Below are 26850 nucleotides of genomic sequence, written 5' to 3'. Positions count from 1 at the left end.
TCAACGCCAAGCTGCTGTTGCGCGAGGCCGACCAGCCGAAGCTGACGCTCACCAATTTCGACGTGCTGGTCGCGGCCACCAGGATCCCGCTCTCGGCGGAGGCGAAGGCGGCCGAGAGCAGGGAGATCGGCAAGCGGATCTACGGTCTTCTCGGCCTGCGCTACGAGCAAAGCGGCGAAGTCTACGAACGGCTCGGCCTGACCAACCTCGCAAGGACGCTCCTCTTCGCGGTCATGACCACCGCGCTCGCGCTCGCGATCTGCTACCCGATCGCCTACAAGGTGGCGCTCGCCACGCCGGCCCATCGCGTGGTCTGGCTGATGCTCGGCCTCATCATCCCCTACGCCATCGCCGAGCTGATGCGGATCTATGCCTGGACCACGATCATCGACAATCGCGGGGTGCTGAATTCCTTGCTGATCTGGACAGGCATCCTCACCGAGCCGATCCAGTTCGCGCGGATGCCGGGCACGGTCTTCGTGGTCATCGCCTACACTTACGTCCTCTTCATGGTCTTCCCGATGCTCAACGTGATGAGCACGCTCGACCGCAACCAGATCGAGGCCGCGCGCGACCTCGGCGCGAGCCCGTGGCGGGTGCATCGCCGGGTGGTCATTCCCCATGCCAAGCCCGGCATCGCGGTCGGCTGCATCGCGACCTTTATGCTCGCCGCCGGCGCTTTCTCGGTGCCGCGCATCATCAGCCGCGGGCTGCAGGCGGAATGGTTCAGCCAGACGATCTACAACAAGTTCTTCGAATCCGAGACCTCCAACGTCGGCGCGGCCTATTCCTTCGCCTACACGCTCGTCTGCTTCCTCATCGTGGGGCTCTTCATGTGGATCATGCAGACCCGGCTCAAAGACTTCGCGAGGGTGCAATGACCTCCCAAAGGCTGCTCAACCTCTACACCTGGGCGTTCCTCGCCTTCATGTTCGCGCCGCTCCTCCTGATGATCGTGGCCTCGGTCAACGATACCTCACCGCCCTCGGTCACCGAATGGCACGGCGTCACCGGCAAGTGGTACGCCTTCGCCTGGATGCCCGACGAGGCGCTGAGGGCGGACGCGGTCCTGCGCACGATCGACCGCGACCGGTTCTTCGGCTGCTTCGGCAATTCGCTGAAGGTGGCCTCGGGCGTCGTACCCCTGGCGCTGCTTCTCGGACTTGCTGGCGCGGTGATGCTGACGCGCTGGCAGAGCCGGGCGAACGGGCTTCTCTGGTGGGTGCTGCTGTCGCCGATGCTGGCGCCGGGGATCGTGCTCGGGCTGTCCGCACTGGTCTTCTGGGGCCGGATCGGGGTCGATGCGGGGCTTTTCACCATCATCGCCGCGCAGCTCACCTTCGTCGCGGGCTATCCGATGCTGATCCTGATGGCGCGGCTCCAGCGCCAGCCGGTGGAGCTGGAGGAGGCGGCGATGGATCTCGGCGCCTCGCCGCTCAGGATCTTCTTGCGCATCACCCTGCCCTTCCTCGCGCCGGCGCTGGTCTCGGCCGGGGTGATCGCCTTTCTCGCCTCGATGGAGAACTACAACACGACGATGTTCGCCAAGGGCGGCGCCTGCACCTTCGCGACCGAGATCGGGGCGATGGCGCGCAATCCGAACGGCCATCCACCGGTGATCAACGCGGTGGGCACGGTGATCATCCTCCTGACCTTCGCGGCGGCGCTCGGCCACACCCTCTTGCGGCGGCGGGAAAGGGCGTAGGTCGCGCGCATGAAGATCATCGCGCGCTGCCATCCCGCCCTTGAGCCGATCCTGCCGACGCCGGTGCCCGCCGCGCGGGCGCTGCCCCACTGGCTGCGCACCATGCCCGCCGAGGTCGCGGCGCCGACGCTCAGCGGCATGACGGTCCGCACCCTCAAGCACTGCCTGCCCTTCATCGACGCGCTCTCGCTCGGCCTGATGATCCCGCTCGCGACGGACCTGACCGTGGAAGGCGGAGAGATCGCCTGGGACTGGGATCCGCCAGTGATCGCCGACGCCCCGCTCACGCGGGCGCCGGTCGGGCTCCATGTTCCCGAACAGGCGACGGGGGCGCCGCTGCCGGTTGACGGCCAACTGATGGTCAAGTTCATCAACTTCTGGGCGCTGGAGGCGCCCGAGGGCTGGGATCTTCTCTTCACCCATCCGCTGAACCGCGCCGACCTGCCGTTCCGGACGCTCTCGGGGCTGGTCAGCGCCGACCGCTTCCGGCTCGGCTATGTCCATTTTCCCGCGCTCTGGACCGATCCGGGGTTCGAAGGCGTGCTGCCGGCGGGCACCCCGGTGGCGCAGGTGATCGCGCTGCCATGCAGCCAGCCGGGGCTGGAGATCGCGACGATGTCGGAGGCGGTGATCGCCGAAAGCCGCCACATCCAGGAGACGTTGCAGGCCGAACCCGGCCACTACCGCAAGAGCTACCGCGCCTGAAGCTCGGGAAGGCGGAGCGGGATGCGCCCCTTCGCCACGCGGATCATCGCCGTCAGCGCCTCGGGCCGCGACGCGGCGTCGGAGAGGAGCGCCTTGAGGTGCGGCGTCGCATCCTGCCCGAGCTCGCAGGCGGCGCGGTATCTGAGCACCAGCACCTCGCGGTCCTCGGGCAGGCCGTGGGCGGCCTCGATCGCCGCCTGCCAGTCGCCGAGCCGGAGCCGGAGCCGCGCGAGGTTGCGGCGCGCGTCGGCGTCGCCCGGGGTCAGCGCCAGGGCCTTCGTGAAGGCGCGTTCGGCCGCGACGGGGTCGCCCGCACCGATCAGCGTGCGGCCAAGCTCGAACCACGCGGCGGCGTGGGCGGGGTCGGCCGCGACGGCCTTGCGCAGCCACGGCAGGTTCTGCGGCGCGCGGCCGCGCATCTCGATCACCTTGGCGAGGTTGTAAAAAACGCTTGCGGGCGCCCTCGAAAGGGCGACCGCGCGACGCAGGAGCCGTTCCGCCGCGATCCAGTCGCGAGCGGCCAGCAGGTGAGGAAGTCGGTCGAGGTTGCTCATGGCCGCCACCTTGCCCGGGAAAGATGACGGTTGCGCGACAGCCGGCAGACCCGCCACGGACCGAGAGCACGACCTCAGAACACCCCGAGCGCCCGCCGGCGGTTGGCGGACCAGCGCATGATGATGTGATCAAAGCTTAGCGCCATCAGCGCCACGCACATGCCGAGCACGAAGTTCTTGCCGAGCTGGTTGCCCGCGAGGGTCTTCTGCAGTTCCTGGCCAAGGTCCTGGGTGCCGATGAAGGCGGCGATGATCACCATGAAGAAGGCGAACATGATCGCCTGGTTGAAGCCCACCGCCATCGTCGGCAGCGCGAGCGGCAGCTGCACCTTGAGGAGTTTCTGGCGCCGCGTCGCCCCGGACATGTCCGCCGCCTCCAGTAGCTCCTCGGGGACGGCGCGGATGCCCTCGATCGTGTAGCGCATCAAGGGCACGGTGGCGAAGATGAAGATCGCGAAGACCACCGACACGTCATTCACGCCGAAGAGCATGATCGCCGGGATCAGGTAGACGAAGCTCGGGAAGGTCTGGGCGGTGTCGCAGACGAGCAGGATCGGCTCGGCCCATTTCTTCCGCCGCGCCGCGAGGATCCCGAGCGGCAGGCCGATCAGGGCGGCGAGCACGACCGCCGAAATCACCGCGTAAAGCGTGATGATCGAGCGGTCCCACCAGCCGGTCAGCGCGACGATCCCGAAGAAGGCTCCCGCGAGGAGCGCCGAGCGGCGCCCGCCGACGAAATGGCCCGCCGCCGCCGCCGCGAGCACGACCGAGGCGGTCGGCAGCCACAGAAGCCCGTTGCGGAACGGGATCAGCACCCAGGTGATCAGGAACCAGCGCAGCCATTCGGTTATCCCGGTGATCGCCTTGTTGGAGAGGATCGCGCGGATCACGCCGTCGATCTCGGCGCCGATCGAGAAGTCCTGGTCACGCTTGATGTGGTCTGCGACCTGAACGAACTGGGCGACGATCAGGAAACCGAGGAACGCGGCGATCCCGATCAGCAGCACCTGGTTGCGCCGCCACCACGGCGTGCCGCGCTCGAAATGCTCGGGCTGCTTCACGACCCAGGCCTTCGAGCAGCGGTCGAGCGTCACCGCGATCAGCACGATCGTCACCCCGATCTCGAAGCTGCGCCCGAGCTTCAGCGAGTTCATCAGCGACAGGAGCTTCGCGCCGAGCCCCGGCATGCCGATGAAGGCGGTGAGGACCACCATCGCCAGCGAGAGCATGATGACCTGGTTGACGCCGACCAGAAGCTCGGTCCGGGCCGAGGGGATGTAGACATGGCGCAGCATCTGCCAGCGGGTCGAGCCGCTCATGTGGCCGGCCTCGACCACCTCGCTCGAGACCTTCTTCAGCCCGAGCGCGGTCATCAGCACCATCGGCGGCACCGCGTAGACGACGGTGGCGACGCAGCCTGCCGTCGGGCCAACCTTGAAGAAGATCACCGCCGGCAGGAGGTAGGTGAAGAACGGCAGCGTCTGGAACACCGCGAGCAGCGGCATCAGCGCGCGCTCGAAGCGCGGGAACTTCCAGGCGGCGAGGCCGAGGAGGAGCCCGGCGAGTGCCGCGACCGGGGCGGCGACCGCGATCACCGACATGGTCTGCATGGCGATTTCCCATTGCCCGACCAGGGCCACCCAGACGAAGGTGCCGCCGGCGAGAAGCGCCATCCGCCAGCCTTTCAGCGCATAGCCCGTCACCGCCGCCACCGCCGCGACCGCGGTCCAGGGGATCGGGCCGAGATAGGGCCAGCGGTTCTTGCCGTAGAGCAGGTTGGCGGTGATATCGAGGAGCCACTCCAGCCCCGCCGAAATGGTCCGCGTGACGTGGATCAGGCCGAGATCGTCCTTGATGAAGTCGAACAGCCCCTGCATCCAGACGTCATAGGGCAGCACCGCCCAGCCCGGCACACGGGTCAGGAACTCCGGCAGCGCCGGCTTGGCGAGCGCCAGAAGGGCCGCGAGCGCCAGAAGCACCGCGGCCGTGTGGGGTCGGGCAAAGCGGCGCACCTGGCCGGATGTGAGATCGGTGACCGCCATCAGACCGACCCCAGCAATATGTCGAGCGCCTCCTGGCGGTTCATCGCGCCGATAAGCCGGCCCGACTTGTCGGCGACCGGCAGCATCTCGCGGCTTTCGTTGACGAGTTGCCGGGCGAGTTGCAGCACCGTCGCGTCGGCCGCCACCGCGGGGCCGTCGACCGGATGGCCGTTGATCGGCTGGGCAAGCACCTTGGCATGCACGACCCGCGACTTCTCGACATCCTCGGTGAACTTCGCGACATACTCCGTCGCGGGTTTCAGCACGATCCGGTCGGGCGTGTCGCATTGCTCGACCGCGCCGTCCTTCATGATCGCGATACGGTCGGCGAGCCGCAAAGCCTCATCGAAATCATGGGTGATGAAGACGATGGTCTTGCCGAGCATGCCGCGCAGCCGCAGGAACTCGTCTTGCATCTCGCGCCGGATCAGAGGATCGAGCGCCGAGAACGGCTCGTCGAGGAACCAGATGTCGGGCTCGATCGCGAGGCTGCGGGCGATGCCGACGCGCTGCTGCTGGCCGCCCGAAAGCTCGCGCGGGAAATACTCCTCGCGTCCTTCGAGCCCCACGAGCTTGATCACCTCCATCGCCCGCTCGCGCCGGTCGTGGCGGTCCTGCCCGCGCATCTCGAGCGGAAAGGCCACGTTGTCGAGCACCGTGCGGTGCGGCAGGAGGCCGAAGCTCTGGAACACCATCCCCATCTTGCGGCGGCGCAGCTCGATCAGCTCGCGCTCGTTCAGCGCCATCACGTCCTGACCGTCGACGATGACCTCGCCGCCGGTGATGTCGATCAGGCGCGACATGCAGCGCACCAGCGTCGACTTGCCCGAGCCCGAGAGCCCCATGATCACCAGCATCTCGCCGCGCCCGACCTCGATCGAGACGTCGCGGACGGCGGCAATGTAGCCGGCCTTGCGGATCTCCTCGAAGCTCTGGCCGCGCCCGGCGCTGGCGAGGTAGCCGTGGGGATCGGCTCCGAAAAGCTTCCAGACATTGCGGCAGGAAATCACGGGTGCGGCGTCGGTCATCGGGTCACTGGCTCCTGTTTCGAGCCATCGGGGGCAACCCCCGATGGCGGTCTCGCGCTTGCGTTCACTCGGTCCAGGGCTTCCAGACGTCCTCGTTCGCGGCCAGCCATTCGGCGGCGGCGTCCTCGGGCTCCATCTCGTCGACATCGACGAGCTTCGCCATCTCGGCGATCTGCGGGTTGGTGAAGGAGACCTTGGTCAGCGTCTCGTAGGCGGTCGGCCATTTCTCCTTCATCCCGTCCCAGGCCGCGATCTTGAGATAGCCGCCCGCGGGGTTGCCACAGTCATAGGTCATGTCGGGGTTGGGGCCCACCGCGGCATCCGTGTCGCAACCGTCCTCCCAGGCCGGGAACTCGACGAACTCGCCCGGCCAGACGGCTTCGGCGAAATTCGGCGTCCAGTTGAAGAGCACGATCGGCTTCTTCTCGGCCTCTGCCGCGCCGATCTCGGCCCAGAGCGCGGCCGCCGACCCGGCGTTGACCACGACGAAATTGAGGTTGAGCGCGTCGACCCGCTCCTGGTCGTGCTTCAACCAGTCGACCGGGCCGCCGAGGAAGCGGCCCTTGTCGCCGGTCTCGGGCGTCGCGAAGACCGCCGCGCAGTCGTTCAGCGCCTTCCAGTCCGGCAGGCCGGGACAGGCCTCCTTGGTCCAGAGCGGGTACCACCAGTCCTCGCGCGTCGTCGCGGCATGGGTGGCGACGTCATGCAGCCCGCCCTTCTCCAGCGCGGCGCGGAACGAGGCGCCGAAGGCGCCTTCCCAGACCTCGAGTTCCATCGTCACGTCGCCGAGGCGCACGGATTCGTAGACCGCCTGACTGTCGGTCGTGACGAATTCGACATTGGCGCCAACATCTTCGAGGATCTTGCCGACGGCATGGCTCATCACAATCTGGCTCGACCAGTTGTGGATCGGGATGATGATCGGGTCGTCGGAATCGGCTTGCGCCGCCCCTGCGGCGGCGAGGATGGCGGCGGTTCCGCCGAGAATGAGTCTGGCTTTTTTCATTGTGTGCTCCCTGTTGACCTGCCGACGTGCGGACCGGCGCCGCGCTGCCGACGGACTGACGCTAGGGACGCGATGTGAACAGGTCAGCCGGGGCCGATGAACGGACTCGCGCAAGTTATGAAAAAATGTTAACTGCTAGGATAAATCGGAGGGAGCATGCCCGGACACCGCCAGCCGCATATCGTGATCATCGAGGACGAGCCGGTCACGCGCGCGACCCTGACGAGCTACCTGGACTCGCATGGCTACCGCGTGACCGAGGTCGCGAGCGCCGAGAAAGCCGAGGCGGTACTGGCCCGTGACAACGCGGACCTGCTGCTCGTCGACATCAACCTCGAGGGCAAGGACGGGCTCCAGATCACCCGCGAGCAGCGCGCGCTCTCCGAGGTCGGCATCATCCTGATCAGCGGCCGTACCGACGACGTGGACCGGATCGTCGGGCTGGAGATGGGCGCGGACGATTATGTCTGCAAGCCGTTCAACCGGCGCGAGCTTCTGGCGCGGATCAAGAACCTTTTGCGCCGCACGATGGCGCTGCGCCATCTCAGCCGCACCGTATTCCGCTTCGAGGGCTTCACCTTCAACGTCGCCACGCGGGCGCTGACCCGCGAGACCGGCGAGGCGGTGCGCCTGACCCGCGCCGAGTACGAGCTCCTGGCGCAGCTCGTCCGCCATCCCGCCGAGGTTCTCGGCCGCGAGATGCTGGCCGCGGCGGTCACCCACCGGCATGAGGGCGGCGACCCGCGCACCGTCGACGTCCTGATCCGGCGCCTGCGCAGCAAGATCGAGCGCGATCCGAAGCTGCCACAGATCATCTCGACCTCGCATGGCGAGGGCTACGTCTTCACCGGGCGGCTCGAATGATCCGGGAACGGTGCGGCGCCGGTCAGGCGGAGTCGGAGACGTCCGTGATCCAGGTCATCGCGGCGACGGCGCGCGGGAAGCCGAGCGGTCCGATCGCGAGGAGGGCGACCTGTTTCAGGTCGTCGCCGGAAAGACCTTCGGCGAGGCCGCGGCGGGCGTGGGAATGCACCGCGCCCTCGGAGGCGGCGCCGATCGCGAGCGCGAGCTTGACGAGGCGGCGCTCGCGGTCGCTGAGACTGCCGGCCGTGCTGGTGGCGGCGCCGAGGGCCGCGTAGGCGTCCCAGACCGCGGGGTGGCTCTTGGCGATGTCGCCGGCGGCGCCGGGGAGATCCTGGGTCATGGCAAGTCCTTTCCGTGTCGTTTCGTTGCTGGCCTCTCAAGGATAGTGGTGGCCGCGCGCCCGGTGCGAGTCCGTATTCCGGTGCCGCAGCGCGGGGCGGCACTCGCGCATCTGCGTGTCATCCGCCGAGCGCCGACATGTGGCGCGCAACGGCGGGTTCCGCCATCCGCGCGAGGTCGAACCGGTGGCGTTCCGGCTTGGCCCGGATCGCCTGCCGGATCGCCTGCAAGGCGGCGCCTTCGGAGCGGCGGAGCGGCGCGCGCAGGTCGACCGAGCCCTCGTCGCCCATGCAGGTGAAGAGCCGGCCGTCGCAGCTTACCCGTACCCGGTTGCAGAGCGCGCAGAAATTGCAGGAGAGCGGCGAGATCAGGCCGAGCATTCCGCCGGTCTCGGCCACCCGCAGATACCGCGCCGGGCCGCCGGTGCCGGCCCGCTCGGGCGCGAGCGTCCAGCGGCTCGCAAGGTCGGCCTGCAGCTCGCGGAGCGAGAGCACGCTGGCGCGGCGGTCGAGCCCGGTCTCGCCGAGCGGCATCTCCTCGATCAGCGTGAGATCCATGCCGCGGCGGTGGGCGAAGCGGATCAGGTCGTCGACCTCGCTTTCGAAGGCGCCGCGGCTGGCGAGCGCGTTGATCTTCACCTTCAGGCCGGCCTCCCGCGCCGCCTCGATCCCGGCCAGAACCATGCGGATGTCGCCGCGCCGGGTGATGGCGCGGTAGCGCGCGGGGTCGAGCGTGTCGAGCGACACGTTGACCCGCCGGACACCGCAGGCGGCGAGCGCCCCGGCATGGCGGGCCAGCAGCGTGCCGTTGGTGGTCAGCGTCAGCTCGTGGAGCGCGCCGGAGCGCAGGTGGCGCGAGAGATCGCCGAAGAGATCCATCACGTCGCGCCGCACCAGCGGCTCGCCCCCGGTGATCCGGAGCTTGCTGACGCCGTGGCGGATGAAGAGTGCCGAGAGCCGCGCCAGTTCCTCGAGGCTCAGAAGCTCGCGCTTCGGGCGGAAGGTCATGGTCTCGGCCATGCAGTAGGTGCAGCGCAGGTCGCAGCGGTCGGTGACCGAGAGCCGCAGGTAGCGGACCCGCCTGCCGAACCCGTCGACGAAGGGAGCCGGCGGCAGGTCCATGCGGCAGGGCGTGCCGGGGACCGGAGCGTGATGCATCGTCATGGTCATCGCTTTCGGCCGGAGAAATGGGGGGGGGGCGGCCGGCGCATCCGGCCGCCCGGTTTGGCACTGCCTCACATCGCGTCGGAGGCGTTCTTCATCAGGTAGTCCATCACCAGCGCCTGTTCGGCCTCGTCAAGACCGGCGCGGGGGAACATCGAGGGCGTGATGCCCTTCCACTGGAGCTGGGTGAAGTGCGAGACCTCGCGCGGGCCGTGGCAGACGGTGCAGCGTTCGTAGAAGAGCTTCTCGCCCGGATCCATGTCGGCATAGAGCGCATCCGTGATCGCGGTGATCCGGTCGAGGCCGAGCTTCTCGTCGTCGAGCGCCGCGACCTCCATGTCCTCGATGATCGCGGGCGGATCGTAAGCGAGGTTCGGCCCCTCCGGATCCTCGCACTTGCGCATCGAGACGAGCACGGTGTTGGCCGAAGTCGCCTGGCTGAGGCCCGAAGCGCGCTGGGTCGAGGTGATGAAGTTCACCAGCCCGGAGTTGCAACGGCCCTTGCTGTCGAGCTGCGGCCAGCCGCCCTCGTAGATCGACACGACGCCCGGCATGATGTCGTCCGACACCACCGCGCCGGCGATCACCGTGCCGCGGTCGTTGTAGAGCTCGACCAGATCGCCGTCGGCGATGCCGCGCGCCGCCGCGTCCTCGGTGTTGATCCGCACCGGCTCGCGGCCCTGCACCATGTAGAGGTTCCGCAAGGTCTCGGAGTTGGCCATCTGGCTGTGGAGCCGGAACCACGGATGCGGGCTGACGACGTGCAGTTGCCCCTCCTGTGCGTTGCCGAGATATTCGTGCTTCTCCATCCAGACGGGCATGCCGGGGCAGTCCTCGAGCTGCATGTTCGCGATCTCCTCGCAGAACATCTCGATCCTCCCGGATGCGGTGTGGAGCGGGTTGGCCTCGGGATCCTCGTAGAAGCTGCCGTGGCGGGTCCACTTGCGGGCCTCGGCCGGCACCTCCATGCGGGCGTAGCCCTTTTCCCAGAACGCCTCGAACGGCGTGTGCTCGGCGGCGGCGGAGCGTTCATAGGCCCGCTGGATATGGGTCATCAGGTCCTCGCCGTCGGTGAACTGCGCCCAGAGGCCGAGCTTGTCCGACAGGGCCTCGAAGATCTCGTAATCCGAGAGGCTCTCGCCCAGGGGCTCGATCACCTTCTTCATCGCGAAGACCTTGTCGTTCGAATAGGTGCCGCCGACGCTGATGTCGTCGCGTTCGAGCGTCGAGGAGGCGGCCAGGACGATATCGGCCCAGCGCGTCGCGGCGGTCCACCAGACATCGACGCTGACGATGGTCTCGACCTTTTCCAGCGCGCGGATCAGCCGGTTGGTGTCCTGCTGGTGCGACATGAAGTTGTTGCCGGCGTTGAAGATCATCTTCACGTCCGGATAGGTGCTTTCGCGGCCGTTGTAGGTGAAGGTCGCGCCGGGGTTTTCCAGCATCTCGGTGATGCGCGAGGCCGGGCAGATGCCCTTCACCCAGTTGCGGCCCTGGCTCATGCCGGTGGGCGTCGCCTTGCCCGATTGCGGCATGCCGCCGTTGCCGTAGTGCCAGGAGAAGCCAACGCCCTGCCCCGGCTTGCCGATCTTGCCGGTCAGCGCCGCGAAATTCACGATCGCCCAGTGCGCCATCTCGCCGTGCTGGGCGCGCTGCAGCGACCAGGCGCCGGCGATCTGGGTCTTCGAGGCGGCCAGAAGCTCGGCCAGTTCGGTGATCTTCGCCTCGTCCATGCCGGTGATCGTCGCGGCCCAGGCCGGCGTCTTCGGGGTCCCGTCCGTCTCGCCCTTCACATAGGCGATCCATTTGTCGGCGCCGACGGTGTATCTGTCGATATAGGCGCGGTCCTCGAGCCCCTTGTCGAGCACATGCCAGGCCATCGCGAGGAAGAGCGCGGTGTCGGTGTTGGGGACGATCCTCACCCATTCGGCGCCAAGATATTCGTCGGTCGCGGTGCGCTGCGGGTTGATCGAGACGAAGCGGCAGCCGTTGTCGCGGATCTGTTCCCAGGGCGCGTACATGCCGTGGTCGGCCACCGTGTACTCGATCCGGTTATTCTTGATCGGGTCGCAGCCGACCAGAACGAAAAGCTCGGTGTTGTCGCGGATCACCTCCCAGGCGGTCTGCGGCGAATAGACCTCCATGTCGCCGATCACGCGGGGCAGCGAGATCTGCGAGGCGCCGGCCGACCAGTCGCCCTGGGTGTTCGTGCAGCCGCCCATCAGGTTGAGGAGCCGCCCCTGCATGACGTTCGGGCGGAAGTTGCCGGCATTGGCCCAGCCGCCATAGGAGGAGGAGAAGATCGCCTCGTTGCCGTGGGTCGTCGCGGTATCGAGAAGCGCCTTCGCCGTGAGGCCGAGCGCGGTGTCCCAGTCGACGCGAACGTAGGGCTCCTTGCCGCGCAGTTCGGGCCTGGTGTCGCCGCTCTCCCAGCCTTCGAGGTAGGACTTGCGCACCATCGGATAGAGAATCCGCGTCTTGTCGTAGGTGCGGTCCATGATGCCGTAGGTCAGCATCTCGGTCGGGCGGGCGTCAAGCTCGGCCACGGCGTTGATGCCGACGAGCTTGCCGTCGCGCACCACCGCCTCGAACGGGCCGTAGTGGGTGGCGTGGAAGGTGCGGTCCGCGAAGGAATTGGGGTCGATCGCGGCGAGTGCGGTGGAGTTCATCAGGCCCGTGGCGCCGAGCGCGGCGCCGCCCATCAGAAAGCCGCGGCGGGTGGGGTTCAGAAAGGTCATGGTTGCCTCCTGTATGTGCGTTTCGATGCGGACCCTAGGCTTTCCGGACCGCGACGGGCTTGATGGGGCGCAATTCTGCTTGTGCGAAGTTGTAAAGAATTGTAAATCAACACCATGACCCAGCATGTCCTGATCGTCGAGGATGACCGCGTCACGCGGATGCGTCTTGCGGCCTATCTGCGCGAGCTCGGCTACCGCGTGACCGAGGTCGACGGCGCCGAGGCGATGGACGAGATTATCGACATCGACCCTCCGGAACTGCTGCTCGTCGACATCAACCTCGAGGGCAAGGACGGGCTGACGATCACCCGCGAGCAACGGGCGCGGTCGCGGGTCGGGATCATCCTCCTGACATCGCGGTCCGATCAGGTCGACAAGATCGTCGGGCTCGAGATGGGCGCCGACGACTATGTCACCAAACCTTTCGACAAGCGCGAGCTCGCGGCGCGGGTGAAGAACCTGCTCGCCCGGATCGCCGATATCGGCCAGGCGCCGCGAGCGGCCCAGCCGGTCGACACGTTCGGCCCCTGGCGGCTCGACCGGATCCGCCACCGGCTGGTCTCGGCCGGCCGGGTCGAGAGCCTGACGCCGCTGGAGTTCGACGTCATGACCGCGCTCGCCGACCATCCGGGCCAGACGCTGAGTCGGGCGCGGCTGTCGGAGATGATCGGCCGGGGTGCGATGCGCTCCAACGACCGCATGATCGACGTCGTGGTCGGGCGGCTCCGGCGCAAGTTCGAACGTGATCCCGCCGCGCCGGACTGGATCCTGACCGATCACGGCCGCGGCTACAGGTTCGTCGATCCCGCCTCGGTCTGAAGCCCTTCCGCAGCCGCTGCCGCGCGCAAGGTCGCCGCGGCACTGTCGGCGGCCGCGCGCATCCGCCCGATGAGCGCGGCATCGGCCCCCTCCGGCGCGGCCTCGATCCGGCCCAGAACGTCGCAGAGCGCCGCGAGCCGGAAATTCGCCGCCGCCCCCTTCAGCCGGTGCGCCGCCTTGCGCTGCCGCTCCGGCGTGGCGGAGACAATCGCCTCGAGCGCCTCGGGCAGATCGCCGAGAAAGGTCCCGACAATCCGCCCGGTCACGTCGGCGCCGAGGTCGGCGATGTCACCGCGCAGGCTCTCGGCCACGGCCGTGCCGTCGACCGGGGCCGGCTTCGATCCTTCGAGTAGTTCCGCCAGAGCCCGCGGCGAGACCGGCTTGGTCAGGATCCGCCCAACCGAGAGGCGGGCGCGGTTCTCCGCCGTGTCCTCAATGAGATGCGCGGTCAGGATGGCAAGACGCGCCCCGCCGCCGATGCGCAGCGCCACCTCGCCACCCTCGATGTCCGGCAGGTCGAGGTCGATCAGGATCAGGTCGAAAGGCCGCTCGGCCGCCAACCGGATCCCTGCGGCGCCGGTCTCGGCCTCCTCCACCCGGCAGCCGAGCCGTTCCAGATAGCCGCGCGCCACCATCCGGTTGACCGCATTATCCTCGATCACCAGCACGTCGCGTCCAAAATCGTGTGCCGCCAGCGGCGCCTCGTCCTCGGCGACCGCGTCGGGCTCGCCCGGCAGGAGCGGCACGGTCAGCGTGAAGCGGCTGCCGATGCCCGGCTCGCTCTCGACGCTGAGCGCCCCGCCGAGCGCCTCGGTGAGGTTGCGCGAGATGGCGAGGCCGAGCCCCATGCCCTCGATCCCGGACCGGCGCGCAGAATCGGCGCGTTCATAGGCGTCGAAGGCGCGCGCGATCGCCTCGCGGGTCATGCCGATGCCGGTGTCGGCGACGGTGAAGCTCACGACATGGCGCCCGGTCGCCGCCTCGACGGCATGGTCGACCGACAGCGCGACGGTGCCGCGCCGGGTGTATTTCACCGCGTTGGAGACCAGGTTGCCGACCACCTGGCGGATCTTCACGACATCGCCGCAGAGGACCGGCGGCGCCGGCTCGGCGAGGTCCACCACCGCCTCCAGCCCCTTCGCGCCGGCGAGCGAGTGGAGCTGGTGGCCGAGCTGACCGACAAGCTCGCGCAGCCGGAAATGCACCGCGTTGCCGCGATTAGCCCTGTCCTCGCTGCTGGCATAGCTGAGGATGTCGTTGGTAATCTCCAGAAGCTCGCGCGCCGCGCGGTGCGCCGTCCGAACCCGCTCGAGCTGGCCCGGCCCGGTCACCTCGGCCTCGAGGAGGCCGAGCATCCCGATGATGCCGTTGAGCGGCGTGCGGATCTCGTGGCTCATCCGGGCGAGGAATTCGGTCTTGCTGCGGCTCGCGGCCTCGGCCTCGGCGCGGGCGGCGTCCGAGGCGCGCATCTCGGCCACCACGTCGCCGGTCCGCGCGATCACCGCGTCTTCGAGGCTTTCGCGGAGACGCGCCGCCTCACGCATCCGCCGCCGCAGGATGTTGAGCGCCTTTTCCATGCGCCCGATCTCGTCATGGCCGCTGATCGGCATCGGCGCGCCGAAATCGCCGCGCGCAACGGAGACGATGCGGCGCGAGAGGTCCGCGAGCCGCGTGACGATCTGCCGGCGCGCATAGAGCCACAGCGCCGAGGCGGTGACGACCGAGGCGAGGACCAGAACAAAGAGCGCGGCAGCGAGCCAGGAGGACACGCGCTCGGCCCGCGTGATTTCGGCCAGGGCCTCGGCCTGCGCCGCATCGCGGGCCTGCCGGGCCTCGGCCGAGAGCGTGGCGATGATCTGGCGGAGCCGCTCGCTGCCGGTGGCAATTGATGACTGCAAGGCCATTCGCTCGGCCTGAAGCGACAGGAGGCCGCCGGGTCCGGCCGCGCCGCGCAGCCGGACCAGGATTGCCTGCGCCTCCTCGCGCGCCGACGGGGACGGCATGTAGATGACCCGGCGCTCGGCGAGGCCGAGGCGGTCGGTCAGATCGGCCCCGGCAGCGGCCAGCGCCTCGGGGGTCCCGCTGACCGGAACCTGCTGCAACATCAGCCGCGCGGCATCGACGATCCGCGCCAGTTCCGCGAGCCGCTCGAAGCCGAAGAAGTAGCGGTCGGCGAGCTGGTCGAGAATCCGCCGCGCATCGCGTTCGGGATGCGAATAGACCCCGGCGATGCCCGCCGTGACACGCAGCCGGGCTAGGTCGATCTGCGCCTCGATCAGTCCGTCGAGCCGCCCGCCCATCTCGTCGATCCCCGCAGCCTGCACCGCGATCCGGTCCGAGAGCCGGAGGAGATCGTGCCCTTCCCCGGTCATCTGCGCGACGATTCCGGCCGCACCGCGCTCCGTGCCCGGCGGCGCGGCACCGCGCCGCACCGCGCCAAGCTCCCGCGCCCCCCGCTCGAGGCTGTCGACCGCGCCGGCAAGCGCTTCAGCGATCCGGTCGAGATCGGCGCTGGTGTCGGCCTGGACAAGCGCCTGCGCCAGCGTCCCCACCACCGCGGCCGAGGCATCGATCCGGCTGGTCAGCTCGGTCGCCGGAAGGCTCGAGCGCATCAGCGCGTCATGCGTGCGCACGAGATGCCGGTTGACGGCAATGGCGGCGACACCCACCATGATGGCGATCGCCCCCATGGCGGACAGGATCTGGATCAGCCGCGTGTCAAATCTCGTCCTCCGCATGGCCAGACATTACGGGGCCTCCGGCATCCGTTCAATCGCGGCCCTGCTCCTCGCCGCGGCGCTGTCGCTGACGGCGGCGGCCGCGGCGGCGCGGCCGCTCTTCTGCGTGCTGGTTCCGCATTTCAAGGACGAATACTGGCTGAGCGTGGGCTATGGGCTCGAACAGGAGGCCGCCCGCAAGGACGTGGCGCTCCTCTTCTTCGAGGCGGGCGGCTACAACGCGCGGGTGCGGCAGATCGAGCAGCTTGAAACCTGCGCGGCGCGGGGCGTGGACGCGGTCCTGATCGGCGCCGTCACCTCGGACCATCCCGACCTGATGCGCGAGATCGCCCGCGTGGCGAAAGGTATCCCGGTCTTCGGCCTGGTGAACGAGCTGCACTCGGACGCGCTGAGTGGCCGCATAGGCGTCGACTGGCGCGACATGGGCGAGGCGGTCGGGCGCCACCTCGCCACGCTGCACCCAGAGGGCACGGCGGCGAAGACCGCAGTGTTCATCTCCGGCCCGTCGGCGGCAGGCTGGACGGCGCCGCTGGAGGATGGGCTGCGGCGCGGCCTCGCCGGAAGCGCCGTGACCATCCTCGAGGTCTTCAGCGCCGATACCGGGCTCCGCCAGCAGCTGGCGCAGGTCCAGACCGCCCTGGACCGTTATCCGGACGTCGACTACCTGATCGGCAGCGCCCCGGCGGTCGAGGCCGCGATCGGGCTTCTCGCGGCGGATACCGGGCGGCGGCGGCCGGAGTTTCTTTCGACCTATGTCAGCCACACGATCAAGCGCGGGCTGATGAACGGCAGCGTCATGGCCGCGCCGTTCGACGATCCCGAGTTGCAGGGCGAAATGGCCATCGATCAGGCCGTCTCGGTCACCTCGCCCGGCCCCTCGGACCGGTCGGCCGGGCCGGAGGTGGTGCTTCTGGTCGGCCGCGACGAGAAGTTGGTCGACGTCCGGGTCTCGCCGGACGATTACTTCCCAACGATCCAGTAGCGTCAGAGTTGCGCCGCACCGGTTTTTACACGGGCGCCCGTCGGCGGCACCAGCCCGCCGATCCAGTCCAGAAAGACCCGCGCGTCGGCGCGCATCTCCGAATGGGGCAGGATCGAGCAGTGATAGGCGCGCGGCGTGACGATGACGCGGTCGGAAACCTGCACCAGCGCGCCGCTCGTCAGAAGATCGTCGACGAGGTGGCGCCAGCCCAGCCCGATCCCCTGCCCGTTCTGGATCGCGCGCAGGTAGACCATGTAGCTGAAGAGCCGGTCGATCGGCTGCGGCTCGGGTGGGCCGAGCCCGGTTCCCGCTAGGAAGCGGTCCCAGTCGCTGGCATGGGCGCCGCTCGACATGTGCAGGAGCCGTTCTCGGACCAGCTCCTCCGGACCGAGACGCCGCCCCGCGGGCAGGCGCCCCGGCGCGCAGACCGCGATCAGTTCCTCGCCGAAGATCGGGCGGCTTTCGGTGCCGGGCGGCGGCGCTTCGCCGAAGGTCACCACGAGGTCGCAGGCAGTCGGGTCGTAATCGGGGTTCTGGTCGCGGGTGACCACCTCGACCCTTATATCGGGATGGGCGCTCTGGAACTCGCCGAGGCGCGGCAGGAGGAAGAAGCTCGTGAAGCCGATGGCCGCGTTGACGACCAGCACGTCGCGCCGCCTCTGCCCCCGGAGCGCGTCGATGGCGCGGCGGATCGCGCCGAGACCGTCGGTGACCGCGGTCGCCAGCATCTCGCCCTCGGGCGTGAGCCGCAGCCGCGGCTTGCTGCGCTGGAAGAGCCGGTGGCCGAGATCGGCCTCGAGTGCGGCGATCTGCCGGCTGACCGCAGGTTGCTGGACGTTCAGCTCCGTCGCCGCCCGCGAAAAATTGAGATGGCGCGCAGCGGCGTCGAAGGCCGCGATCTGCGATAGGGCGGGATAGGCGCGCATATTCATTCCCTTGATGAATGATCTGTATTCATTTTTTCTGCGTTTTTCCAACCATGCAAGCCTGCTAGCGTCACACCGAAGACCCTTTTGGAATGGTTGCGCTATGGCGGACTTCTCCATCCTTGCCCTTGGCGGCGACGGGATCGGTCCCGAGGTTCTCGCTGCCGCGCTCGACGTGACCGAGGTGGCCTCCGGGCTGGCGGGCATCCGGCTCGATATCGCCGAGGATCTGCTTCACGGCGCGGCCTGGGAGGCCCACGGCACCTTCTGCCGCGAGGAGACAGTCACGGCGGCGAGGGCTGCCGACGCGGTTCTGGTCGGCGCCGTGGGCGGGCCGGAATGGGACGATATCCGCGTGCCCGGCGGCCCTGAGATGCAGGACGGGCTGATGCGGCTCCGCAAGGCGCTCGACGCCTATGCGGGGTTGCGCCCCGCCCGCGCCTGGCCGGAGCTCGGGCGGTTCACGCCGTTCCGCGCCGGGCTCGCCGAGCGGGCCGATATCATGGTCCTGCGCGAGATGACCGGCGGCGTGATGTTCGCCTCCCCGCGCGGGCAGGAGCGGCGCGCGGGCCGCCGCTACGGCTTCGACACCGCCGCCTATGACGAGGGCGAGATCGCCCGCATCGCCCATTCCGGCTTCCGCCTCGCGCGGACGCGCAAGGGGCGGCTCGTCTCGGCCGACAAGGCCAACGTGATGGAAAGCTACAAGCTCTGGCGCGCGGTGGTGACCGAGGTCGCGGCCGAATACCCGGACGTGACGCTCACGCACATGTACGCCGACAACTGCGCCTTCCAGATGATGCGAACTCCCCTGTCCTTCGACGTGGTGATGGGCTGCAACCTGATCGGCGATTTCCTGTCGGACCTCGCCGCCGTGGTCTCGGGCTCGCTCGGGCTCCTGCCCTCGGCCTGCCTCTGCGGGTCACCCGGAGGCCGCGTGAAGGGCATCTACGAGCCGGTCCACGGCTCGGCCCCCGACATCGCCGGGCAGGGCATCGCCAACCCGGCCGGCACAATCCTCTCGGTGGCGATGATGTTCGAGCATTCCCTCGCCCTGCCCGCCGTCGCCCGCCGGATCGAGGCGGCGGTGGAGCGGGCGCTGGTCTCGGGCCATCTGACCCCCGATCTCGGTGGCACGGCCACGACTCGCGGATTCGCGGACGCGGTCACCGCGGAGCTGCGCGCATGACGGGCTTCGACTATATCGTCGCCGGCGGCGGATCGGCGGGCTGCGCGCTGGCGGCGCGGCTGGCCGAGGACCCGGAGGTGACGGTGGCGCTCGTCGAGGCGGGCGGCGGGGGTCGCGACCTCTTCATCCGGATGCCCGCCGGCAACGGCTTCATATTCGGCAATCCGAAGCATGACTGGGGCTATTCCTCGGTGCCGCAGGCGGCACTCGGCGGGCGGCGCATCTACTACGCGCGCGGGCGCGGGCTCGGCGGCTCGTCGATCATGAACGGCATGATCTACATGCGCGGCGTGGCGGCGGATTATGACGGCTGGCGGCAGATGGGCCTGCCGGGCTGGTCCCATGCCGACCTCCTGCCCTATTTCCGCCGCTCGGAGGGCGCGCGGGACCGGCGCGATCCCTGGCACGGGGTCGGCGGGCCGCTGAAGACCGAGTTGTCGGCGAACTTCGGCGCGCTCGACCAGGCGTTCATCGACGCCGCGCGGGCGGCCGGGCACCGGCGTCTCGACGATTTCAACGGCCCCGACCGCACCGGCGTCGCCCGCACCGATTCCACCGTCCACCGCGGCATCCGCCAGTCCTCGGCCATCGCCTATCTGGGGAGGCGGCCGGGAAACCTGACCGTGCTGACCCATCGGCAGGTTGCGCGCGTGACCTTCTCCGGCAGCCGCGCGACCGGGGTCGAGACCGTGACCGGCGAGCGTTTCGAGGCGCGGCGGGAGGTGATCCTCTGCCAGGGCGCCTTCGCGACGCCGCAGACCCTGATGCTGTCCGGGATCGGCCCCGCCGCGCATCTGGCGGCGCATGGCATCCCGGTCGTGGCCGACCTGCCCGGCGTCGGCGCGCATCTTGCCGACCATGTCGATGTGTCGATGCAATACGGCTCGGACCGGATGGACTTGTCGCTCGCCCGCCACCAGCGGCTCGACAAGGCGGCCGCGCTCATGGCCAACTGGCTTCTCTTCAAGCGGGGGCCCGGCGGCGGGGCGTTCTTCTCGGCTGTCCTCTTTCACGCCTTCGACGACCCCGCCCTGCCGGAACTGGAAGTCTTCATGACCCCGATGATCGTCGAGGAGAACCTCACGAACGGCGACCGGGAGCGCACCCCGTGGTCGCAATGGCTCGGCCGCAAGCTCCTGGTGCGGGGCCGCAAGGTGGCGAAACCGGGGGTGCAGATCGACATCAACCAGGAACGGCCCCGGTCGCTCGGCACGGTGCGGCTGGCGAGCGCCGACCCGAGGGCGCATCCCTTGATCGACCCGAACTACTACGCAGACCCCCGCGATCTCAAGGAACTGGTCGCCGGCGTGAAGGTGATGCGCGAGGTGATGGCGCAGCCCCAGATCGCCCGCTATGTCACCGGTGAGCTGGAGCCGTGGCGGGACGCCCGGACCGACGCCGAGATCGAGGCGGCGGTGCGGGCCACGACCTATACCGGCCATCACCCCTGCTCGACCGCGCGGATGGGGGGCGACCATGACCCGATGGCGGTGCTTGACGCCGGGTTGCGGGTCCGGGGGGGCGAGGGGCTGCGGGTCTGCGACGCCTCGGCGATGCCGACCCAGATCACCGGCAACCTCAACGCCACCGTGATCGCGATGGCCGAGAAAGCCGCCGACCTGATCCTCGGCCGCCCCGCCCCGGCCCCCGAATTCCCCTCCGAACAGCCGAAGGAGACAGCGGCATGAGCATGACCTGCGGCGAGGCGACGATGCGGCTTCTGGCGCGCTACGGCGTCACCACGGTCTTCGGGATACCGGGCGTCCATACGCTCGATCTTTGCCGGGGGCTCTCGGGCGGGCAGAACGCCGGGGCGATCACCCATGTCCAGACCCGCAACGAACAGGGCGCGGGCTTCATGGCCGAGGGCTGGGCGCGGGCGACCGGCGAGGTCGGCGTCGCCGTCGTCATCTCCGGCCCCGGCGTCACCAATGCCGCGACGGCGGTTGGCCAGTGTTATGCCGACAGCCTGCCGATGCTTCTCGTTTCGGCCGAGCCCGAGGCGAGGACCATTGGCAAGGGCTGGGGGGTGCTCCACGAGATCACCGAGCAGAAACGGGCGACCGAGCCGCTTTGCGCCTTTTCCGCGACCGCGCGGCGGGCGGCGGATGTTCCCGACCTGATGGCCCGTGCGTTTTCGATCTTCGCGAGCCAGCGCCCGCGTCCCTGCCATATCTCGCTGCCGATCGACGTGCAGGCCGAGATGGTCGAGGAGATATGGGAGCCTGTCGCCCTGCCCGCCCGTCCCGCGCCAGCGCCGGCTCAGATCGCCGAGGCGGCGCGGATGCTTAGGGCCGCGACCTGCCCCGTGATCATGATCGGCGGAGGTGCCGCCGGCGCGGTGGGGGATCTGACAGCCATTGCCGATACCCTGGGGGCCGTCGTCATCGCCTCGACCGCCGGCAAGGGGATCGTGGCGGACGACCATCCGTTGTCGCTCTCGGCATCGACCGTCAGGCCCGAGGTGCAGGCGTTCCTTCCCGAGGCCGACGTGATCCTCGCCGTCGGGACGGAGCTTTCCGAGACCGACAGTTTCATCGAGCGGATGGAGCTGAGGGGCCGGATCATCCGGGTCGATATCGACCCCGCGAAGATCAGCGATCTCTATCCCGCGACGCTTGGCATTGTCGCCGATGCCGGGTCCGCCATGGCCGCGCTCCGGGTGGCGCTGGCGGAGGTCCCGGGTCGGGACCGGGACGGCGTGGCGCGTGTGGCGGGGCTGCGCGCGCGGATCGCCGCGAACCTGAGCGGCTCGGAGCGCCGGCACGCGAAGTTTCTGGCACTTCTCGACCGGATCGCGCCCGAGGGCACGGTCTGGGCGGGCGATGCCTGCCAGCTCGTCTATACCGGCGCCTTCGCGATGCCGGTGCGCAAGCCGCGGCACTGGTTCTATCCGGCGGGGTTCTGCGCGCTCGGCAATGCGCTGCCGAACGGGATCGGGGCGAAGCTGGCGCGACCGGACGCGCCGGTCGCGGTGCTCGCCGGCGATGGCGGCTTCATGTTCACCATGCCCGAGCTCGTCACCGCCGCCGAGGCGCGGCTCGCGCTGCCGATCGTCATCTGGGAGAACGGCGGGCTGAAGCAGATCCAGGACGACATGGACCTGCGCGACATCGCCCGGGTCGGGGTGGAGGGGATCAACCCCGATTTTGTCGCCCTCGCACAAGCCTGCCACTGCCACGGCACCTACGCTGACAGCGCGGCGGCTTTCACCGAGGCCTTCCAGGGCGCCTTCGAAACCGACCGGCCCACGGTGATCGTGGTGAGGGAGAACGACGCATGGCTGAGCTGAAAACCTATCGCTACTTCGCCGGAAATGCCTGGCACGAGCCCGCGACCGGGCGCTGGTTCGAGAGCGAGAACCCGGCCACGGGCGAGGTCTGGGCGCGCGTTCCCGATTGCGGCGCCGCGGATGTGGCCCGCGCGGTCGCGGCGGCGAAGGCGGCGTTCCACGACGGTCCCTGGGGGCGGATGATGCCGGCCGAACGCGGCCGGGTACTGCGGCGGATCGGCGACGTGATCAGTGCCCATGCCGAGCGGCTCGGCGCAGTCGAGCTGCGCGACAACGGCCGGCTGCCGAACATCGCGCCGGGGCTGAGGGCGGGCGGCTGGCAGGTGGATTCGTTCCACTATTACGCCGGCATGTGCGACAAGCTCGAGGGCCGGCTCATCCCGGCCGAGGTGCCGGACATGCACAATTACCTGACCTGGGAGCCCTTTGGGGTCGTCGCGCTAATCCTGCCGTGGAACTCGCCCGTAGGCACCTTGATCTGGAAACTCGCGCCCTGCCTCGCGGCAGGCAACACGGTGGTGATCAAGCCCTCCGAACAGGCCTCGTGCTCGACGCTCGAGCTGATGGAGGTGCTCGAGGAGGCCGATCTGCCGCCCGGCGTGGTGAATGTCGTCACCGGCTTCGGCCCAACCACGGGCGAGCCGCTGATCGACCACCCGGACGTGCGGATGGTCAGCTTCACCGGCGGCGCGGCCGGGGGACGGGCGGCGGCGACCATCGCCGCGCGGCAGGTGAAGCCGACGGTGATGGAGCTTGGCGGCAAGTCGCCGCAGATCGTGCTGCCCGACGCCGATCTCGACCTCGCCGTCAACGGCGTCGCTGCGGGGATCTTCCCGGCGGGCGGGCAGAGCTGCATCTCGGGCTCGCGGCTCCTGGTCCACCGCTCGGTCATCGACGCGTTCACCGAACGGCTGGTCAACGTGGTGAGGAAGGCCCGCACCGGCCCGCCCGACGATCCCGCCTCGCAGATCGGTCCTATCGCCAACCGCCCGCATTACGAGGCGATCCTGAGACGGATCGCGGCGGCCGAAGCGGCGGGGCACCGGCTCCTGCTCGACGGCCGCACGGCCTGCCGTGACAAGGGCTACTATATCGGCCCAACGATCTTCGCCGATGTGCCGAACGCGTCAGAGCTGGCGCAGAACGAGGTCTTCGGCCCCGTGGTCTCCACCGAGGCCTGGGACGCAGAGACCGAGGTGATCCGCACCGCCAACGACACGCCCTATGGCCTCGCCGCCGGGATCTGGTCGCGCGACGTCGCGAAGGCCATGCGGATGGCCGGGCGGATCGAGGCCGGCACGGTCTACATCAACAACTACTTCAACGCCGCGACGCAAAGCCCGGTCGGCGGCTGGAAGCAGTCCGGCCACGGCCGCGAGAATGGCTGGGAGGGGATGCGCGCCTTCCTGCAGACGAAATCGGTCTGGCTCGCGACCGATCCGCACCAGGCCGACCCCTTCCCCGCCTGAGCACTTGGACATGGCGACGAAGCGCGATCACCGCCACTCGCAACCGCAAGAAACGGATCTACGGATCATCAGGAGACGGACATGAAACGCATCTATGACTTCGGGCGCAGGCCCTCGGCCCGCAACTACACGGTCGCCGACCTCAAGGCGCTGAAGGGCTCCGGCCGGAAACTGTCGATGTCGAACCCGGCCAATGCCGCGGAACTGCGCGCCTGCGTCGAGGCTGGCATCGACCTTCTGGTGGTCTGGGCCGAGCAGATCGAGGAGGTGCGCCAGATCGCGCCGCATCACTTCGCCGGGGTCGGCTCGACCTGGGCGCAGTTCGGCACGCTGCCCGAGATCATGGACCACGCCTTCGAGATGATGCGCAAGGGCGGCGACATGTATTACACCTTGCGCTCCTACGACGTGATGGAGGCGCTGGCGAAGGAGGGCATCCCGGTCCAGAGCCATATCGGCCTGATCCCGACCTTCAGCCATTATTCCGGCGGCTTGCGCGCCTTCGGCCGCACCGCGGACGAGGCGATGGAGATCTACCGCACACTGAAGCGGATGGAGGATGCGGGCGTCTTCGCGGTCGAGGCCGAATGCATCGCCGAGGAGGTGCTGGAGGCGGTGAACGGCAAGACCTCGATCGTCACCTTCTCGCTTGGGTCCGGCAAGGCGGGCGACGTGATCATGTCCTTTGTCGCCGACATCTGCGGCGAGGCGAGCGAGGAGTCGAAGCCGCCGAAACACGCCCATGCGTTCGGCAATGTCGGCCGCCTGCACAGGCAGATTCATGAGGAACGGGTGGCGGCCCTGAACGCCTTTCACAGCGAGGTCGCGGCGGCGAACTTCCCCTATCCGCAGACGAATATCTCGATGCACCCGGACGAGAAGGACAAGTTCCTCGAAGCGCTCGACAAGGCGTCCTGAGGCGGGACGAATGGCCGAGACCCGCTCAAAGCTGGACCTGCGCGGCGGCCGGCTGTCTGTACCGGCTGGGGAGGCCGTCGCGCGTGCCGCCGCCATCTTCCGCGCGCTCGGCACGACGGAGGACGTCGCGCGGCAGGTGGCGGAGCATCTCGTCGACACCAGTCTCTGCGGCATCGAAAGCCACGGGCTTATGCGGGTCCTGCAATATGCCGAGCAGATGCGCTCGGGCTATCTGAAGGCGGGGGCCGAGCCGGTTTTCCGGTCTACGGCAACCGGGACGCATGAGGTGGACGGGCAAGGCGGCATCGGCATCCCGGCGATGCGGCTGGCCTTCGCCGAGGGCTGTCGGCAGGCGCGGGAAAGCGGCATCGCGGCGCTCGCCATCCGCAATGTCGGCCATACCGGGCGGCACGGCGCCTTTGCCGACGAGGCCGCGCGGGACGGGTTCCTGACCTTCCTCATGGGCGGCGGCAACCGCGAGACCTGGCGGCAGGTGGCGCCCCATGGCGGGGCGAAGGCGATGCTGCCGACCAATCCGTGGTGCGTGGGGATTCCGGCGGGCGCCGACGGCCCCGTGGTCATGGACTTCGCGACCTCGAAGATCGCCGGCGGCTGGATCTATGCCGCGCGCTCGGCGGGCGCGCTCCTGCCCGAGGGCTGCGTCATCGACCGCGAAGGCAACCCGACCCGCGACCCGGAGGATTACTTCGCCGGCGGCGCGATCCTGCCGGCAGGCGAGCACAAGGGCTATGCGCTGGCGCTGATGGCGGAACTGATCGGCGAGGCGATGCTCGGCCCCGCCGCCACCGAGTGCAACTGGCTCCTGATCTGCATCGACACCACCCGTTTCCGCGCCGCGCCGCGCATGGCCGCCGTGGCCGAGGAGATCCTGTCCGAACTCCGCGCCTGCCCGCCCGCGCCGGGCTTCGACCGGGTCGAGATCCCCGGCGAGCGCGAGCGTGCCCATCGCGCGGCCTCGGGCGGCGAGATCGCCGTGCCGGAGGCGACCTGGGCCGAAATCGGCGCGCTGGCGCGGTCGCTGGGGGTGGCATGAGCAGCTTTTGCGAGAGCTTCGCACTTTGGGCTTCGGGCGTGATCGTCCCCGAAACGGCGCGGGAGGAGGCGCGGCTCGCCCTTCTCGACACCTTCGGCTGCATGATCGCGGGCTGGAACGAGCCCCAGACCCGCGCCGCGCGCGGGGCCTTCGCGTCCGAGGACACGGCGACCGCCACCGCGCTGATCCTCGGCACGGCCGCCCATGCGCTCGACTTCGACGATTACGAGGTTCCCGGCTCCACCCATCCGAGCGCCCCGATCCTTGCCGCCCTCCTCGCCCTGACGCGGGCGGGGAACCGACCGCTCGACGATCTCCTCGACGCCTATGTCGTGGGGTTCGAGGCCATCACCCGCCTCGGCGCATGGCTGCGCTACGACCATTACAATGCCGGCTGGCATGCCACCGGCACGCTCGGCAGCGTGGGCGCGGCGGCAGCCTCGGCGCGGCTCCTGGGGCTGCCCGCGCCCACCTTCGCCCATGCGCTCGCGATCTCGGCGAGCCTTGCGGGCGGGCTCAAGGCGCAGTTCGGCACCGATGCCAAGGCGCTCCATGCCGGGCTTGCCGCCCGCGCGGGGATCGAGGCGGCGCGGCTCGCCGCTGCCGGGGCGACCGGTGCTGCCGGGGCTTTCGAGGGCCGCTTCGGCTTTGCCGCCCTGCATCACGGCGCCAACGCAGATCCCGGCGAAGTCCTCGCGCGGATCGGCCGCCCGCTCGGGATCGCCGAACATGCGATCCTGCGCAAGCCCTGGCCCTGTTGCGCCTATACCCACCGGGTGATCGACGCGGGCCTTGCGCTCCGGCCCCGCCTGACCGATCCGGCGGACTGGGTGCGGATCGTCATCCGCATGCCCGAGCCTTACTTCCGCGTCTCGGGATTCCTCAGGCCCACAAATGCCAACGAGGCCCGGTTCTCGGCGACCTATTGCGCGCTCGCGGCCCTCGTAGACGGCGCCGTGGGCCCGCAGAGCTTCCGGTCCGAGGCATTCCTCCGTCCCGCCATCGCCGCACTTCTCGACCGAACCGAGGTCGATGCCTACGATCCCGGCCCCGTGCTCGACGACATGAGCCCCGATCACCCGGACAGGGTGACGGTGCATCTCGCCGGCGGCGGCACCCTGTCCGAAACCGTCGGCCATGTCGCGGGCGGTCCGGTGCGGCCGATGTCGCCGGCCGATATCCGCGCCAAGTTCGCGGCCTGCGGCGGCGATGACGCCACCGCCGCGCGCCTGCTCGATCCGGACGCGGATGCCCGCATCGGGCTTGGCCCCGTCCTTGAGGGGCTTGCCCTCGCCCCCCTCACGCAGAAGAGTTGAGCC

At 69.2% G+C, this 26850-nt stretch carries 22 protein-coding genes; 13 read left to right on the top strand and 9 right to left on the bottom strand.

Annotated features, from left to right (window positions below; all coding sequences use genetic code 11):
• Nucleotides 1-17 precede the first annotated feature (17 nt).
• The 3 genes from OM960_RS17355 to OM960_RS17345 are packed head-to-tail and all read left to right on the top strand — an operon-like array spanning nt 18 to nt 2410.
• On the top strand, nt 18-881 hold the full coding sequence (locus tag OM960_RS17355) for an ABC transporter permease (RefSeq protein WP_264772839.1): 864 nt from the start codon (nt 18-20) through the stop codon (nt 879-881).
• Entirely contained in the window at nt 878-1705 is an 828-nt protein-coding gene (locus tag OM960_RS17350) for an ABC transporter permease (RefSeq protein WP_264772838.1), read from the top strand. The genes OM960_RS17355 and OM960_RS17350 overlap by 4 nt, the downstream gene beginning before the upstream one ends.
• Nucleotides 1706-1714: 9 nt before the next feature.
• A complete protein-coding gene (locus OM960_RS17345; RefSeq protein ID WP_264772837.1) occupies nt 1715-2410 on the top strand; it encodes a hypothetical protein in 696 nt (231 codons plus the stop codon).
• Here OM960_RS17345 and OM960_RS17340 read toward each other — a convergent pair.
• From OM960_RS17340 to OM960_RS17325, 4 genes are all read right to left on the bottom strand, one after another.
• Complete coding sequence (locus tag OM960_RS17340) at nt 2398-2964, bottom strand: tetratricopeptide repeat protein (RefSeq protein ID WP_264772836.1); 567 nt, start codon at nt 2962-2964, stop codon at nt 2398-2400. The two genes, OM960_RS17345 and OM960_RS17340, sit on opposite strands and share 13 nt — an antisense overlap.
• 74 nt (nt 2965-3038) lie before the next feature.
• Nucleotides 3039-5006 (bottom strand): ABC transporter permease, encoded by a 1968-nt coding sequence (locus OM960_RS17335; RefSeq protein WP_264772835.1) that lies wholly within the window; start codon nt 5004-5006, stop codon nt 3039-3041.
• Nucleotides 5006-6034: a quaternary amine ABC transporter ATP-binding protein gene (locus tag OM960_RS17330; RefSeq protein WP_264772834.1), complete on the bottom strand. Its 1029-nt coding sequence runs from the start codon at nt 6032-6034 to the stop codon at nt 5006-5008. Before OM960_RS17330 ends, OM960_RS17335 begins: the two co-directional genes overlap by 1 nt.
• A gap of 64 nt (nt 6035-6098) precedes the next feature.
• Complete coding sequence (locus tag OM960_RS17325) at nt 6099-7040, bottom strand: ABC transporter substrate-binding protein (protein ID WP_264772833.1); 942 nt, start codon at nt 7038-7040, stop codon at nt 6099-6101.
• Nucleotides 7041-7196: 156 nt separating this feature from the next.
• Between OM960_RS17325 and OM960_RS17320 the strand changes: the two genes are divergently transcribed.
• A complete protein-coding gene (locus tag OM960_RS17320; protein ID WP_264772832.1) occupies nt 7197-7904 on the top strand; it encodes a response regulator in 708 nt (235 codons plus the stop codon).
• Between the two features lie 22 nt (nt 7905-7926).
• Here the strand turns inward: OM960_RS17320 and OM960_RS17315 are convergent, their stop codons facing one another.
• The 3 genes from OM960_RS17315 to OM960_RS17305 form a co-directional block, all read right to left on the bottom strand.
• On the bottom strand, nt 7927-8244 hold the full coding sequence (locus tag OM960_RS17315; RefSeq protein WP_263339519.1) for a carboxymuconolactone decarboxylase family protein: 318 nt from the start codon (nt 8242-8244) through the stop codon (nt 7927-7929).
• Between the two features lie 118 nt (nt 8245-8362).
• Complete coding sequence (gene moaA / locus OM960_RS17310; protein WP_432759526.1) at nt 8363-9406, bottom strand: GTP 3',8-cyclase MoaA; 1044 nt, start codon at nt 9404-9406, stop codon at nt 8363-8365.
• A gap of 71 nt (nt 9407-9477) precedes the next feature.
• The gene (locus OM960_RS17305; protein WP_264772831.1) at nt 9478-12144 is read right to left on the bottom strand and encodes a molybdopterin-dependent oxidoreductase; all 2667 of its coding nucleotides are present in this window, start codon (nt 12142-12144) and stop codon (nt 9478-9480) included.
• Between the two features lie 114 nt (nt 12145-12258).
• Between OM960_RS17305 and OM960_RS17300 the strand changes: the two genes are divergently transcribed.
• The gene (locus OM960_RS17300) at nt 12259-12963 is read left to right on the top strand and encodes a response regulator (protein WP_264772830.1); all 705 of its coding nucleotides are present in this window, start codon (nt 12259-12261) and stop codon (nt 12961-12963) included.
• Here OM960_RS17300 and OM960_RS17295 read toward each other — a convergent pair.
• Nucleotides 12933-15701 carry an ATP-binding protein gene (locus OM960_RS17295; RefSeq protein ID WP_264772829.1) on the bottom strand — a complete coding sequence of 923 codons (2769 nt, stop codon included), beginning with the start codon at nt 15699-15701 and terminating at the stop codon, nt 12933-12935. The genes OM960_RS17300 and OM960_RS17295 overlap by 31 nt on opposite strands.
• Between OM960_RS17295 and torT the strand changes: the two genes are divergently transcribed.
• Nucleotides 15700-16683, top strand: a complete 984-nt coding sequence (torT, locus tag OM960_RS17290; protein ID WP_263339509.1) for a TMAO reductase system periplasmic protein TorT — start codon at nt 15700-15702, stop codon at nt 16681-16683. The genes OM960_RS17295 and torT overlap by 2 nt on opposite strands.
• A gap of 2 nt (nt 16684-16685) precedes the next feature.
• Here torT and OM960_RS17285 read toward each other — a convergent pair whose 3' ends face one another.
• Nucleotides 16686-17609: a LysR substrate-binding domain-containing protein gene (locus tag OM960_RS17285; protein ID WP_263339506.1), complete on the bottom strand. Its 924-nt coding sequence runs from the start codon at nt 17607-17609 to the stop codon at nt 16686-16688.
• Between the two features lie 103 nt (nt 17610-17712).
• Here OM960_RS17285 and leuB point away from each other — a divergent pair, with 103 nt between their 5' ends.
• The 7 genes from leuB (at nt 17713) to OM960_RS17250 (ending at nt 26847) form a co-directional block, all read left to right on the top strand.
• Complete coding sequence (leuB, locus tag OM960_RS17280; RefSeq protein ID WP_264772828.1) at nt 17713-18798, top strand: 3-isopropylmalate dehydrogenase; 1086 nt, start codon at nt 17713-17715, stop codon at nt 18796-18798.
• Entirely contained in the window at nt 18795-20486 is a 1692-nt protein-coding gene (locus tag OM960_RS17275; protein WP_264772827.1) for a GMC family oxidoreductase, read from the top strand. The genes leuB and OM960_RS17275 overlap by 4 nt, the downstream gene beginning before the upstream one ends.
• Nucleotides 20483-22090: a 5-guanidino-2-oxopentanoate decarboxylase gene (locus tag OM960_RS17270; protein ID WP_264772826.1), complete on the top strand. Its 1608-nt coding sequence runs from the start codon at nt 20483-20485 to the stop codon at nt 22088-22090. Before OM960_RS17275 ends, OM960_RS17270 begins: the two co-directional genes overlap by 4 nt.
• Nucleotides 22078-23559 carry an aldehyde dehydrogenase family protein gene (locus OM960_RS17265; RefSeq protein ID WP_264772825.1) on the top strand — a complete coding sequence of 494 codons (1482 nt, stop codon included), beginning with the start codon at nt 22078-22080 and terminating at the stop codon, nt 23557-23559. The genes OM960_RS17270 and OM960_RS17265 overlap by 13 nt, the downstream gene beginning before the upstream one ends.
• 81 nt (nt 23560-23640) lie before the next feature.
• Nucleotides 23641-24477 (top strand): 3-methyl-2-oxobutanoate hydroxymethyltransferase, encoded by an 837-nt coding sequence (locus tag OM960_RS17260; protein WP_264772824.1) that lies wholly within the window; start codon nt 23641-23643, stop codon nt 24475-24477.
• A gap of 10 nt (nt 24478-24487) precedes the next feature.
• Entirely contained in the window at nt 24488-25531 is a 1044-nt protein-coding gene (locus OM960_RS17255) for an Ldh family oxidoreductase (protein ID WP_264772823.1), read from the top strand.
• Nucleotides 25528-26847 carry an MmgE/PrpD family protein gene (locus OM960_RS17250; RefSeq protein WP_264772822.1) on the top strand — a complete coding sequence of 440 codons (1320 nt, stop codon included), beginning with the start codon at nt 25528-25530 and terminating at the stop codon, nt 26845-26847. The genes OM960_RS17255 and OM960_RS17250 overlap by 4 nt, the downstream gene beginning before the upstream one ends.
• Nucleotides 26848-26850 lie beyond the last annotated feature (3 nt).

It is taken from the genome of Defluviimonas salinarum, from assembly GCF_026013545.1.
GTDB lineage: Bacteria > Pseudomonadota > Alphaproteobacteria > Rhodobacterales > Rhodobacteraceae > Albidovulum > Albidovulum salinarum.
The sequence above is the reverse complement of the archived record's forward strand: the minus strand, read 5'-3'. Positions and strand labels throughout refer to the sequence as shown.